Annotated in this window: 10 protein-coding genes; 6 read left to right on the top strand and 4 right to left on the bottom strand. The window is 74.1% G+C overall.

The genetic code is table 11. The annotated features are described in order from the left end of the window. Positions 1-27 precede the first annotated feature (27 nt). Positions 28-1,137, top strand: coding sequence for an N-acetylglucosamine-6-phosphate deacetylase (gene nagA / locus DKT69_RS04330; protein ID WP_109800302.1), 1,110 nt, complete (start codon positions 28-30; stop codon positions 1,135-1,137). A 194-nt stretch (positions 1,138-1,331) separates the two neighbouring features. On the opposite strand, the gene DKT69_RS04325 is transcribed toward nagA, so the two are convergent. Beyond that, a complete protein-coding gene (locus DKT69_RS04325) occupies positions 1,332-2,543 on the bottom strand; it encodes a DUF4032 domain-containing protein (RefSeq protein WP_375373503.1) in 1,212 nt (403 codons plus the stop codon). 140 nt (positions 2,544-2,683) lie between these two features. Between DKT69_RS04325 and DKT69_RS04320 the strand changes: the two genes are divergently transcribed. Continuing rightward, on the top strand, positions 2,684-3,415 hold the full coding sequence (locus tag DKT69_RS04320; protein WP_201749482.1) for a phosphatase PAP2 family protein: 732 nt from the start codon (positions 2,684-2,686) through the stop codon (positions 3,413-3,415). Between the two features lie 9 nt (positions 3,416-3,424). Beyond that, positions 3,425-4,669 (top strand): APC family permease, encoded by a 1,245-nt coding sequence (locus DKT69_RS04315; RefSeq protein ID WP_109800299.1) that lies wholly within the window; start codon positions 3,425-3,427, stop codon positions 4,667-4,669. 7 nt (positions 4,670-4,676) lie between these two features. On the opposite strand, the gene DKT69_RS04310 is transcribed toward DKT69_RS04315, so the two are convergent. Beyond that, on the bottom strand, positions 4,677-6,461 hold the full coding sequence (locus DKT69_RS04310) for a potassium channel family protein (RefSeq protein ID WP_375373502.1): 1,785 nt from the start codon (positions 6,459-6,461) through the stop codon (positions 4,677-4,679). A gap of 86 nt (positions 6,462-6,547) precedes the next feature. Between DKT69_RS04310 and DKT69_RS04305 the strand changes: the two genes are divergently transcribed. From DKT69_RS04305 to DKT69_RS04295, 3 genes are all read left to right on the top strand, one after another. Beyond that, entirely contained in the window at positions 6,548-7,039 is a 492-nt protein-coding gene (locus tag DKT69_RS04305) for an MSMEG_6728 family protein (protein ID WP_109800298.1), read from the top strand. A 40-nt stretch (positions 7,040-7,079) separates the two neighbouring features. Next, the gene (locus DKT69_RS04300) at positions 7,080-8,609 is read left to right on the top strand and encodes an FAD-dependent oxidoreductase (protein ID WP_109800297.1); all 1,530 of its coding nucleotides are present in this window, start codon (positions 7,080-7,082) and stop codon (positions 8,607-8,609) included. Between the two features lie 298 nt (positions 8,610-8,907). Continuing rightward, positions 8,908-9,351 carry an HNH endonuclease gene (locus tag DKT69_RS04295; RefSeq protein ID WP_109800296.1) on the top strand — a complete coding sequence of 148 codons (444 nt, stop codon included), beginning with the start codon at positions 8,908-8,910 and terminating at the stop codon, positions 9,349-9,351. A gap of 284 nt (positions 9,352-9,635) precedes the next feature. Here the strand turns inward: DKT69_RS04295 and DKT69_RS04290 are convergent, their stop codons facing one another. Next, the gene (locus DKT69_RS04290; RefSeq protein ID WP_109800295.1) at positions 9,636-10,403 is read right to left on the bottom strand and encodes an enoyl-CoA hydratase/isomerase family protein; all 768 of its coding nucleotides are present in this window, start codon (positions 10,401-10,403) and stop codon (positions 9,636-9,638) included. Between the two features lie 121 nt (positions 10,404-10,524). Next, positions 10,525-12,927, bottom strand: coding sequence for a M4 family metallopeptidase (locus tag DKT69_RS04285; protein ID WP_109800294.1), 2,403 nt, complete (start codon positions 12,925-12,927; stop codon positions 10,525-10,527). Positions 12,928-13,235 lie beyond the last annotated feature (308 nt).

Raw genomic sequence — 13,235 nt, 5'->3', positions numbered from 1 at the left:
GCCCACCCGGACTGAGGAGGAGACCTGATGAACCTGCGGGTGAACGGCAAGGTGGTGACCCCGAACGGCGTGATCCGGCAGGGCTGCGTGGAGATCGCCGGCGACCGCATCCGGGCGGTCGCCGAGTACCCGTCGGTGCGCGACGGGCACTGGATCGTGCCCGGCTTCGTGGACATGCACACCCACGGCGGCGGCGGGCACAGCTTCACCACCGGCGACGCGGACTCGGCCCGTGCGGCCGCCGCGTTCCACCTGCGGCACGGCACCACATCGCTGTTGGCCAGCCTGGTCAGCTCCCCCTTCGCGCTGATGCGGGACGCCACCGCCGCCTACCGCCCGCTGGTTGACGCGGGTGTGCTGGCCGGCATCCACTTCGAGGGGCCGTACCTGTCGGCGAACCGCTGCGGGGCGCAGAACCCGGAGTTCCTCCGCGACCCGTCCACCGACGAGCTGGCCGAGCTGATCGAGGTGGGCGCGGGCGCGGTCCGGATGGTCACGCTGGCGCCGGAGCGGGACGGCGCGCTCGACGCGATCAAGCTGCTCGTCTCGCACGGCGTGGTCGCCGCCGTCGGCCACACCGACGCCACCTGGGAGCAGACCCGGGCCGCCGTGTCGGCCGGGGCGAGCGTCGGCACGCACCTGTTCAACGGCATGCGCCCGGTGCACCACCGGGAGCCCGGGCCGGTGGTGGCCCTGCTCGACGCGCCGAACGTGGTCTGCGAGCTGGTCGCCGACGGTGTCCACCTGCACGACGGCATGCTCGGCTTCGCCGCCTCGGTCGCCGGCCCGGACCGGGCCGCCCTGATCACCGACGCGATGGCCGCCGCCGGCATGCCCGACGGCGAGTACGAGCTCGGTGGTCAGGAGGTCACCGTGGCCGACAGAGTGGCCCGGCTGGCCCGGGGCGGCGCGATCGCCGGCAGCACCCTGACCATGGACGCCGCCCTGCGGCACGCCGTGGCGGCCGGCGTCGCGCTGCCGGACGCCTGCCGGATGGTGGCCACCACCCCGGCCCGGGCCATCGGCCTCGGCGACCGGGTCGGCGCGCTCCAGCCGGGCCTCCGCGCGGACCTGGTGGTCCTCGACGACGACCTGAACGTGGTGCGGGTGATGCGCGCCGGCTCCTGGGTGGAGTGACCCGGGCCTCGCTCCGGGCACCGAGCGGGGAACCTACCGCTCGGACGCTACGAAGCTGATGTCGCAAGTGAATCACCGTCCGTTCCGGACCGGTCTGATCCATTCACGACATCAGCTTCGTAGGCACCGGACCGCCCACCTTCGGGTGGGCCGGGACGGACGGTCGATCCCGAGCTGGTCGCCGCGGGCGCGCGTCAGCCGGCGGCGGGGACCTCGACGCCGAGGACGGCCTGCTCGTCCGGGCGGTGCACCAGCACATCGGACAGGAAGGACTGCACCGCCGGGCCCATGCCGACGTCCCGGCCGGCCCGCTCGGAGAGCAGCCACTTGTGCTCGATGATCTGCGCGAAGAGCTCCTGCGGCTCCAGCTTCCGGCGCAGGTGGGCGGGCACCGCCCGGACCACGGGCTCGAAGACCTCGGTGAGCCAGCGGTGCGCCGCCTGCTGCTCGTCGGTCAGGTCGCTCTCCACCCGGTACGCGTCCAGGTCGTTGAGGAGCTTGCGGGCCTGGTTCTCCTCCGCGTCCAGGCCGGTCAGGCGGATCAGCCGCCGGGTGTGGTACCCGGCGTCGACCACCTTGGGACGGACCAGGTAGCGCCCGTTGTCGGCGGTCGACATGGCCACCTCGGCGACGTCGAAGCCCAGCTCGTTGAGGCGGCGGATCCGGCCCTCGATGTCGTGCCGGGCCTCCCGCTCGATCTGCTGCTCGTAGGTGATCTCGTGCCACAGCCGCTCGTAGCGCTGGACGACCTCGTCGCAGACCACCTCCGGGTCGATCGACTCGTGCAGCAGCCCGGCGGCCTCGAGGTCGAGGGCCTCACCGAAGATGTTCACCCGGGCGATCTCCAGGTCCTCACCGCGCTGACCGTTCGAGAGCGAGCTGTGCAGGGCGCCGGTCTCGGCGTCGACGAGGTACGCGGCGAACGCGCCGGCGTCCCGGCGGAACAGCGTGTTGGACAGCGAACAGTCGCCCCAGAAGAAGCCGGTCAGGTGCATCCGGACCAGCAGCACCGCCAACGCGTCGAGCAGCCGGTTCATCGTCTCCGGCCGCAGGGTGCGGGAGAACAGCGCCCGGTAGGGCAGCGAGAACTGCAGGTGCCGGGTGATCAGCACCGGGTCCAGCGGCTCGCCGTCGTCGGTCTGCCGGTCGGCCACGATCGCGATCGCCTCGACCGACGGGAAGTCGATCCGTTCCAGCGCGCGGAGCAGGTCGTACTCCCGCTCGGCCACCCGCTCGCCGGTCTCCTTCACCGCGTAGACGTACTCGCCGAGGCGGACGAAGCGCACGATGTGCCGCGAGATGCCCTGGGGCAGCGCGACCAGGTGCTCGGCAGGCCACTCCTCGAGCGGGGTCGACCAGGGGAGGTCGAGCAGCGCCGGGTCGACGAGGGCCGAGGTGATCCGCACGGGGACAAGTGTGCCGCCCGCCCCGCCCGAGCGCTTCCCTTCGTGGCTGGGCACACAGCCACCGACGCCCGCGCCGGTCCGGCGCCGTCCGCGGCCGGTAGCGTGGTCGCGTGCGGGAGACCACGGGGGTACGCGGCCAGGTGCGGCTCCGACCGGTCCGGCCGGCCGGTTGGTGGTGGGACGCGCTGCTGCTCGCCGCCCTGGTCGGGCTGACCGTCGCGCTCGCCGCCGGCCAGTTCCTCGGCCTCGACCGGGCGGTCGCCGACTGGGCTGACGCGCACCGGCCGGCGGCGGCGTATTGGATGGCGCGGGTGCTCAACTATCTCGGCCAGGGGACGCCGCTGACCCTGCTCGCGGCGGGGCTCGGCGTGCTGGTGGCCGTCCGCCTCCGGTCGATCCGGCCGGTGCTACCGCCGGTGGCGGCGTTCGTGCTGACGGTCCTGACCATCGGGCCGCTGAAGCTCTGGTCCGACCGGGCCGCACCCACCGCCAGCGTCAAGCCGCCCTACCTGCCGGAACCGGACACTGTCCAGATCTTCCACACCGACGGCCCGTACGGGGTGTCCTACCCGTCGGGGCACGTGGCCAACTCGATCGTCTGGTACGGGATCCTTGCCCTGCTGCTTCCCGCGCTGCTGCGCACCCTGCACCGCCCTGTACCGGACCACCTGATCACCGCGGTCCGCGTGCTGCCGCCGGTGATCGTGTTCTGCACCACCACCTACCTGGGTTGGCACTGGCTGACCGACTCGGTCGCCGGGCTGCTGCTCGGGCTCCTGCTGGACCGGCTGCTGCGCCGGGCGCCCTGGGACCACCTTCCGCTGCCCGGCCGGTTACGCACCTGGGACCGCCCGTTCACCTCGGTCCCCTAACCTGCGCCCATGGACGGACTGAGGCGGCGACTGGGCGTACCCGATGCGGTGGTCATCGGTCTGGGGTCGATGCTCGGCGCGGGCGTCTTCGTGGTCTTCGCCCCGGCCGCCGCGGCGGCCGGCGGCGCCGGGCTGCTGGTCGCCCTGGCGCTGGCCGGCTTCATCGCCTGGTGCAACGCGACCAGCTCGGCCCGGCTGGCCGCCCGCTACCCCGAATCCGGGGGGACGTACGTCTACGGCCGGGAACGGCTGCGCCCGTTCGCCGGCTTCGTGGCCGGCTGGGGGTTCGTGGTCGGCAAGACGGCGAGCTGCGCGGCGATGGCGCTGACCATCGGGGCATACCTGTGGCCGGGGCGGGCGCGGCTCGTCGCGGTCGCCGCGGTGGTGGCGGTGACCGCGGTGAACCTGCGCGGCATCGGCAAGACCGCGGCGGTGACCCGGGCCCTGGTCGGCCTCGTGCTGGCGGTGCTCGCCCTGGTCGCGGTGACCGGCGCGCCGCACGTCGCGGTGGACCGCCTGGACGGCTCCGCCGGCACCGGGGTGCCGGGCGTGCTGACCGCCGCCGGCCTGCTCTTCTTCGCCTTCGCCGGGTACGCCCGGATCGCCACCCTCGGCGAGGAGGTACGCGACCCGGAGCGGACCATCCCCCGCGCGGTGCCGCTGGCGCTCGGTGTCGTGCTGGCGATCTACCTGGCGCTGGCCGTGGTCGCGCTCGGGGTGCTCGGTGCGGGGCGGCTGGCCGCCTCCGCCGCGCCGCTGGCCGACGTGGTGACGGCCGCCGGGCTGCCCGGACTGGCCTGGCTGGTCCGGGCCGGCGCCACGGTGGCGGTGACCGGGGTGCTGCTCTCCCTGCTCGCCGGGGTGGGCCGGACGACGCTGGCGATGGCCCGCCGCCGCGACCTGCCCGCCGCGCTCGCCGCCGTCCACCCTCGCCACCGGGTGCCGCACCGCGCCGAACTGGCCGTCGCCGCCGTGGTGATCGTGGTGGTCGCGCTGGGCGACGTGCGCGGCGCGATCGGCTTCTCCAGCTGCACGGTGCTGGTCTACTACGCGATCGCCAACGCCGCCGCGCTCACCCTCGGCCGGGAGCCGGGCCGCAAGGTCCCGGTGCAGCTCCTCGCCGCCCTGGGGCTGGTCGGCTGCCTGGTGCTGGCGGTCAGCCTCCCGCCGGCCAGCGTGCTCGCCGGATTCGGCGTCCTCGCCCTCGGCGCCGCCTGGTACGCCCTCCGCCACGCCCGCGCCCCGCGCGCCTGACCCGGGCTCACTCGTCGGGCTGCCGCGGGACCGGCGCGCCCGCCGGGGCCGGCTCCGGAGGCGGGGCGGTCTCGCGGAGCAGCGCGCTCAGCCCGGCCCGCCGGGCCACCACCGTCAGCCGGTCCCCCGCGGAGATCACCATCCGGGGATCGGCGGTCCAGTCGGTCTTCTGCCCGTTCCGGGTGTGCCCGAGCAGGCGTACCTCGCCGGGGCGGGCCACCGCGGCGAGCGGGCGACCGTCCAGCGCGGAGCCGGCGACCACGGGCACCTCGGTGACCAGCAGCGCGTGCCGGCCGACGGGGATGGTGGCGATCACCGCCCGGTCCAGCAGGGCCGCCGCGAACGAGGGCGCGGCCAGGTACGACACGCTGCGCGAGATGCCGATGCCGAACGCCCTCTGGATCCGTTCGGCGAAGTCGCCGTCGAAGAGCCGGAGCACCACGCGCAGTTCGGCGCTGAGCGCCCGGCCGTTCAGCGCGGCGCGCAGGTTGGTCCCGTCGTCGGTGGAGACCACGACGAGCGCCTGGCAGGTGTCGACGGAGGCCGCCCGGAGGGTCTCCTCCAGCCCCGCGTCGCCGACGACCAGCGGCACGCCGAGCCGGTGCGCGAGGGCCCCGCCGCGGGCGTCGGGGACCTTGTCGATGGCCACCACCTCGACCCCGAAGTCGTGCAGCTGGGCCATCACCCGGGTGCCGATGTTGCCGAGCCCGACCACCACAACGTGCCCGGAGCGGTCCGGCTGGATCCGGCCGGCGTGCAGGGCCAGCCGGGCGTTGACGATGCCGTCCACCACCACCGCGGTGATCAACGGGATCAGCGCCAGCCCGGCGAGGTTGAGCACCACCTGCATGATCTGCGCGGCGGCCGGCTTGCCGACGTCCGGGTCCTGCCCGCTCAGCGTGGTGACCAGCGTCAGGTAGAGCGCCTCCGTCCAGCTCACGTCCACCGCGCGGCCGTTGAGCCAGCCGAGCAGGGCGATCACCGCCAGCAGCAGCATCACCGCGACGCCGATCTTGCGGGTGGCGAAGCTGCGGACCGCGCGGAGCAGCACCGCGACGGGCTGGCGCCGGCGCCGGGCCCGGACCAGCCGGCGGGCGGCGAGTTCGGTGCCCGGCGGCTGCCCGGTCGCCTCGGCCAGCACCACGTCGGCCGCCGCCTCGTCCGCCGGGAGGACCCGCACCAGGTCGGGGTCGGTGGTGACGGCCAGGCCGCAGACCACGTCCTCGGTGCGTACGTCGGCGCGCCGGGCCACGTAGAGGGTGCGCCCGGCGTGCCGGAAGTGGGTGGGGGCGAGTTCGCCGAGCGCGGCGGCCACGAAGGCCGGGGCGGCCATGGAGGCGTCGGAGAGCACCGCCGAGTCGGGGAAGATCTGCCGTACGCCGTTGGCGAGGCTGGTGTTGAACATCCGTACCACCAGCCGCAGCCGCGGCTCGACCTCCTGGGCGCAGAGCGCGGCGTGCATGTTGCCCACGTCGTCCTGATGCAGCAGGGCCAGCCCGGCCGCGCCGGCCAGCCCGGCCCGGCGGAAGGCCGTCTCGTCCAGCCGGTCGGCCCGGATCACCTGGACGCCCTCGATGTCGCGGCCGTCCGGCCCGTCGGAGCGGCGCCGCTCGGGCACCACCAGGGTGACCCGGACCCGCCCGGCGGGCGACTCGGTGGCGAGCAGTGACCTGACCACCCAGTAGGCGAGCGGGTCGGAGCCGCAGACCACGTAGTGCGGACGGTCGTCGCCGTTCATCCGGAGCCGCCAGCCGGTCGCGCGGCGGGCGCGGTCGCGCAGGGGCTCGGCCATGCCCGGATGGTAGTCAACCGCTCGCAGCGCGCGCAGCCCCGCGATCATGAAGGAATGGCGTACCCCGGGACGGGTAGAGCAGCGGCATGCAGACGTTCCTCCCGTACCCGGATTTCCTGGCCAGCGCCCGGACGCTGGACGTCAAGCGGCTGGGCAAGCAGCGGGTGGAGACGATCCAGGTGCTGCGCGGGCTGACCCGCCCGGACTACGGCTGGCGCAACCACCCGGCGGTGAAGATGTGGGCCGGCTACGAGGAGGCGCTCACCCGGTACGGCCTGGACATGTGCGCGGTCTGGTGCGAGCCGGGCCGGGCGGACACCTGCGCCGGCACCATGGTCACCGACCTCGCCACCGCCTGCGGCGTCACCACCGTCCGCACCCAGGCGGAGCTGGCCGAGGCCGGCGAGCTGCCGCCCTGGCTGGGCCGCGCCGACCTGCACCTGAGCCACCGCTCCTCGCTGCTGCGCAAGGACCCCGCGCACTACGCCCCGCGGTTCGGCGAGATCCCGCTCGACCTGGAGTACGTCTGGCCGACCTCGGACCGCGAGCGGCGCTGTCTGCTGCCGCCGGAGGCGTGACCGGGCAGACTGGACACACGCCGCCGTCGAAGAGGTGCCCATGCCATTGTCGCAAGTGGTCGGCCGGCTCATCGGCGTACGCGAGCACGTGGTCGACCCGGGCGGCGGCGGCGCGTCCCGCGTGCCGCGCCCGACGACGGCGGTGGTGGTCGGTGGCGGGATCGCCGGCATGTCGGCGGCGGTGGTGCTGGTCGAGCGCGGGGTGAAGGTGACGGTGCTGGAGGCCGCGCCGACTCTGGGCGGTCGGCTGGGCGCCTGGCCGGAGGCCCTGGCGGACGGGACGCAGCGCAACGAGCACGGCTTCCACGCGGTCTTCCGGCAGTACTACAACTGGCGGTCCATCCTCCGCCGGGTCGACCCGGGCCTGGGCTTCCTCAGGCCGGTCCCCGGTTACCCCATCCTGAGCGAGCAGTGGCCCACCGAGGAGTTCGGCAGGCTGCCGCCGGCCCCGCCGACGAACCTGCTCGCCCTGCTGCTGCGCAGTCCGAGCCTGCGCCTGGCCGACCTGCGCGCGATGGACCGGGACGCCGCGCTGCCGCTGCTCAGCTACGACCCGGTGCGCACCTACGCCGAGTTCGACCGGATGACGGCGGACGAACTGCTCGCCTCGCTGCGGCTGCCGGACCGGGCGCGGGCGATGCTCTTCGAGGTCTTCTCGCACTCGTTCTTCAACCACGAGGCGGAGATGTCGGCCGCCGAGATGATCGCCCAGTTCCACTTCTATCTGCTCGGCAACCCGGAGGGGCTGGCCTTCGACTGCCCGGACGAGGACTACGCCACGGCGATCTGGGAGCCGCTGACCCGGCACGTCGAGAAGCACGGCGGGCGGGTGGTCACCGGCGTCGCCGCCGCCCGACTGGACCGGCAGCCCGGGGGCTGGCGGGTGACCGCCGCGGACGGCTCGTCGTACCCCGCCGGGCACGTGGTGCTCGCCGTCGACCCGCCCGCGCTCGCCGCGCTGGTCGCGGGCTCCCCCGGCCTGACCGCGGCGGCGCCGCAGCTGGTGGCGCGGATGCCCGCCTTCGGCCCGCCCGGTCCGCCGTACGCGGTGGCGCGCTACTGGATGGACGGGGACGTCCACCCGGACCGGGCGGTGTTCAGCGGGGTGTCCCGGCAGCCCACGCTGGACTCGGTGACCCTCTACCACCGGCTGGAGCACGAGCCGCGCCGCTGGGCGGAGCGCACCGGCGGCTCGGTCGTCGAACTGCACGCGTACGCCTGCGAACCGGACGTGCCGGCCGACGAGCTGGCCGAGCGGATGCGGGTGGAGCTGACCCGGCTCTGGCCGGAGGCGGCCGGCCTGCGGGTCCGGGAGCTGCGTGCCCGGGTCGAGGCGCGGGCACCCGCGTTCACCCCGGGCGGTCATGCCCAGCGGCCCGGGGTACGCACCGACGCGGCCGGTCTCTACCTGGCCGGCGACGGCATCCGGACGGACTTCCCGAGCGCGTTGATGGAACGCTCGGCGGCCACCGGGATCATCGCCGCGAACCACATCCTGCGCTCCGAGGGCGGCGCGGCCGAGCCGGTCCGCTCGATCCGCCCCCGCGGCCTGCTCGCCGGCCGGCGCTGACCCGGAGCCACCGCCGGCCGGCCGACGGCGGATCGAAATGCGTTGCCCGCCGCACCGGTGCGGATCTACCGTGACCGGGCAAGGTCAACCACCGCTCCGGGAGCCGTCGATGTCGAAGCCGCACGTCACCACCGTGCCGTCGTGGCTGCCCAGCGACGGTTGCCGAGCGGAAGGTCCGATCGTCGGGTGGCCCGACTGACGCGTGCCCGCACGCGTGCCCGCCGCCCGTCCGATCGCCGGACCGGGCGGCTTTTCGCTGTCCGGACCGCCTACCACCGTCGTGAGAAGGGAGTGCCCGGTGGACGCCGTCCTCGTCGTCAACGCCGACCTCGGCCCGCTGCACCGGGTCACCGTCCAGCACGCGATCCGGATGCTCTGCCGGCGGGTCGCCGAGATCCACGAGGCCGAGCCGGACCAGCTGATCGGGGTCTTCCCGCTGCCCCGGGTGGTCCGCCTGGTCCGGTACGTGGTCACCCGCTGGCGGTTCAGCGCCGGCCCGGCCTGGTCCCGGGCGGGGGTGCTGCGCCGCGACGGCCGGCGCTGCGCGTACTGCGACGACCCGGCCAGCACCATCGACCACATCCTGCCCCGCTCGCGCGGCGGCCGGAACACCTGGAAGAACACCACCGCCGCCTGTTACGAGTGCAACCAGCGCAAGGGCGACCGGACCCCGGCCGAGGCGGGCATGCCGCTGCGGCGGGAACCGGTGACGCCGAGCTGGGCGGCGCTCGCCGGGCGGTGACGGACCGGCCGGCGGGCACAGGGGGCCGCGTCGGGGGGTACGCCCCCGGCGCGGCGCCCGCCGGCCCTCGGCCCGCCACTGCGGCGGGCCCACGTTGGCGGGCCCACGGCGGCCTGTCGAACTCCGCCCCCGGCCCACGGGCACCCGCCCCGCGGGCACATGACGCTCAGGCATATCGCTCAGCAACCACCCTGCCTCGGCGCGCCCGAGATGCCGGACGGTGGAAGGGACCGGGCACCGGCGAGGGCGAGCGGCAGCGCCGACGCGAGGCTGAGCCGCGAGGGTCAGCGGTCGGCGGGCGGCGCCCAGCCGAAGCGGGCCGGCCGGCGCTCGTTGGCCGCCGCAACCCCCTCGCGGGCCTCGCCGCTGGCCCGGACCTGCCCGTGCCACCAGGCGATCCGTTCCTCGTCGGCCCGGTCGTCGACGATCTCCTTGGCCGCCGCGACGGTCAGCCGGGAGCGCTGCGCGATGGCGGCGGTGAGCGCCGCGACCCGGGCTGCGAGGGCGTCGGGCGGCAGCACCTCGTCGACCAGGCCGACCCGCAGCGCCCGCTCGGCGTCGATCAGCTCGCTGGTGAAGAGGAGGTGCTTGGCGGCCGACGGCCCGACCAGCCGGGCCAGCCGGCGGGTGGTCGGCGCGGGATAGACCAGCCCCAACCGCGCCGGAGGTACGGCGAACCGGGCGTCGGTGGCGGCGATCCGCAGGTCACAGGCGACCGCGAGCTGGCAGCCACCGCCGACGCAGGCGCCCTGGATCCCGGCCACCGTCGGCTTGGCGAGGGTGGCCAGCCGCTCCTCGGCGGCGACCGCGATGCTGGCGTCCCCGGCGTCCAGCAGCTCGTCCAGGTCGCCGAGGTCGGCCCCGGCGCAGAACGTGCCGTCGGCGCCGGTGAGCACGAGCGCGTGCACCGCCGGGTCCGCCTCCAGCCCGTCCAGCAGCACCGGGAGCTGACGCCACATCGCCGCGGTCATCGCGTTGCGCCGGGCCGGGTTCCGGATCACCACCGTCGCCACCGGGCCGGTCACCTCGACGGTCAGCTCCGCGTCCGACATGTTCTCCCCCTCCGGGCCGACGGCGACCGGGGCCCGGCGACCGTCCGGCCGACCATAACGGCGCGGGCCCGACGACCACCCGCGTGGGGTGGCCGCCGGGCCCGCCGGGGCGACGGCTACGTCAGGAGACGTTGACCGCGGTGTCGTCCACCACGAAGGAGGTCTGGAGCGAGATGTCCTCCACGCCGGTGAACTTCAGGGTGACGGTCTGGCCGGCGTACGCGGCCAACGAGAACGACTTCTGGCTGTACCCGGCGGCCTTGTTCAGGTTCGAGTAGGTGGCCAGGGTCGCCAGCACCGTCCCGGACGAGTTGAGCACCTGCACCCGCAGCGTGTCGTACGCCGTGCCGGTGGTGGTCTCGGCCGAGTCGATGTGCAGCCAGAAGCTGAAGTTGTAGCTCGTGCAGCCGGCCGGCAGGCTCACCGACTGGGAGAGCGTGTCGGTGTGGCTGGTGCCGTAGCCGTCCAGCCAGGCGTTCCAGGTGCCGCCGTGGGTCGGCTGGCCGCTGGAGCCGTACTGGCCGATGACGCCGGAGGTGGACGCCCACACCGTGTTGCCGGACTCGAAGCCGGGGTTGCCCAGCTTCTGCCCGGGACTGGTGCAGCCGCCGCCGGTGCCGTTGACGGTCAGCGTGTAGCTCGCCGAGTGGCTCACCGCGCCGGTACCGGTGACGGTCACGGTGTACGTGCCGGCCGGGGTGCTCGCCGAGGTGGCGATGGTGAGGGTGGCCGAGCCGCCCGAGGTCACCGAGGTCGGGTTGAACGACGCGCTGGCACCGGTCGGCAGGCCGGACGCGGAGAACGTCACGGTCTGCGCGGTCCCGCTGGTGGTCGCGGTCGATACGGTGGTGGAGACGGAACCACCGGCGGTCACCGAGCCGGAGGTCGGCGAGAGCGCCACGGAGAAGTCGTTGCCGGTCGATGAGCAGGGCGCGTCGCTGCCGGCCACGTTCACCGCGGTCCACGCCGCCTGGACGGCCTTGTACTCGGTGGAGCAGTTGCCGTACAGGTCGGTCGCCGCCCGGAGGCTGTAGGCGCGGGCGGTGTTCGACGGGGTGGTGTTGTTGACGTACGCGGTGTTCGAGGTGAAGTAGACGTCGAGCGCGCGGAACCAGATCTTCTCCGCCTTGGCCCGGCCGATGCCGGTCACCGCCGGGGCGGAGCCGCAGACCGGCGAGGTGCCGTACGCGGTGGCGCCGGTGCCCTCGGCCAGGTTGAAGTAGAAGTGGTTGGCCGGACCGGACGAGTAGTGCACGTCCTTGTTCTTGGTGCTGGTCGACCAGCAGCTGTCGGACGAGCCGTCCAGCGACGGGTTGTACATGTAGCGCAGCGGCGTGCCGTTGCCGTTGATGTTGATCTTCTCGCCGATCTGGTAGTCGCCCGGGTCGGCGGTGGTGTTGGCGTAGAACTCGACCATCGTGCCGAAGATGTCGCTGGTGGCCTCGTTCAGGCCGCCGGACTCGCCGGAGTAGGTCAGGCCGCCGGGCACCACGTTCTCGGTCACGCCGTGGCTCATCTCGTGGCCGGCCACGTCGAGCGCCACCAGCGGACGGGAGTTGCTCGAGCCGTCGCCGTAGGTCATCTGGGAGCCGTCCCAGAAGGCGTTGACGTAGTTGCTGCCGTAGTGGACCCGGCTCGGCACGCCGGTGCCGTTGCCGAAGATGCCGTTGCGGCCGTGCACGTTCTTGTAGTAGTCGAAGGTCTTGGCGGCGCCGAAGTGGGCGTCGACCCCGGCGGACTGCCGGTTGGAGTTCGCGCCGGTGCCCCAGGTGTTGTCGGCGTCGGTGAAGGTGGTGCAGGTCAACGTGCCGTTGTTCATGTCGCAGGTGCGGCCGTTGCCGTGCGACGGATCGATCATCTGGTACGTGCTGCCGGAGAGCGTGGTGTCGATGCTGACGGTGCCGGAGTAGATGCTGTTGCCGGTGCCGGCGACCGTCTCGATCTCGTCGTACGAGCCGATCACCGCGCCGCTGGTGGCGTCGGTGATGACGTGCAGCTTCGACGGGGTCTGCTGGTCGGCCTGCCAGCCGGCGGCGACGGTCTCCCAGGCCAGCCGGCCCCGGCCGGAGCTGGCGTCGACGAAGAGCTCCGGGGCGCCGACGGAGGTGAGCGAGCCGGAGAAGGCCTTGCGTGCGCTCGCTCTGGCGGCGGCCGCGCCGACCTTGGCGGTGGTGCCCAGGGTCAGCGGCGCGGCGAGACCGACGGAGGTGCCGGCGTAGCTGCCGTCGGGGGCGGTGTGGATGACGAAGTCACCGCCGTACACGCGCAGGCCGTGGTAGGTCCGGGTGTACCTGGTGTGCGCGGCGCCGTTGGCATCCACCTTCGTACGGACCACCTGGTACGCCTCACCGCCGGCACTCTGCACGGTGCCGGGGTTGGCGCGCAGCAGGTTGTCCGCGCGGGCTGCGGCGGAGGATTCCGAGGCGGGGGCGCTGGGGGTTGCCGCGTGCGCCGTGGTGGCGACGCAGGTCAGCACGCCACTGGTGAGCAGAGCTGCGCCGACTGCGGCGAGGGGTCTTTTCACGGGCCCTCCTGACGGGGGAAAGTGTGACGGGGATAGTCACGCATGTAGATATAGAGATACATCGGGGAAAGGGGAAGAGGCCGAGCGCTTTCCTGCCGGGGACACTGGCCGTTCGGGTGAGGCGGCCCAGGTGACCGGAACCGGGCGGCACCCGCGCGCGTCCGACCGACATGAGATCGACCTCCGCCGCTGCGGCCGCCATCGCCGCCCTGCTCGCCGTCCTGGGCGGTTGCACGTCGACGGACCCGACCGTCGCCGGTCCCTCGTCCGCGGCCACCGACACGCCGACCGCCGCGGCCTCCCCCACC

The sequence above is a fragment of the Micromonospora sicca genome (genome assembly GCF_003172935.1).
GTDB lineage: Bacteria > Actinomycetota > Actinomycetes > Mycobacteriales > Micromonosporaceae > Micromonospora > Micromonospora sicca.
This window is presented reverse-complemented; position numbering and strand designations above follow the sequence as displayed.

What these genes read in the sequence shown, in the direction of transcription:
- nagA (WP_109800302.1), top strand. Translation starts at nt 28, where the DNA reads ATGAACCTGCGGGTGAACGGCAAGGTGGTGACCCCGAACGGCGTGATC.
- DKT69_RS04315 (WP_109800299.1), top strand. Translation starts at nt 3,425, where the DNA reads ATGGACGGACTGAGGCGGCGACTGGGCGTACCCGATGCGGTGGTCATC.
- DKT69_RS04310 (WP_375373502.1), bottom strand. Translation starts at nt 6,461, where the DNA reads ATGGCCGAGCCCCTGCGCGACCGCGCCCGCCGCGCGACCGGCTGGCGG.
- DKT69_RS04305 (WP_109800298.1), top strand. Translation starts at nt 6,548, where the DNA reads ATGCAGACGTTCCTCCCGTACCCGGATTTCCTGGCCAGCGCCCGGACG.
- DKT69_RS04300 (WP_109800297.1), top strand. Translation starts at nt 7,080, where the DNA reads ATGCCATTGTCGCAAGTGGTCGGCCGGCTCATCGGCGTACGCGAGCAC.
- DKT69_RS04290 (WP_109800295.1), bottom strand. Translation starts at nt 10,403, where the DNA reads ATGTCGGACGCGGAGCTGACCGTCGAGGTGACCGGCCCGGTGGCGACG.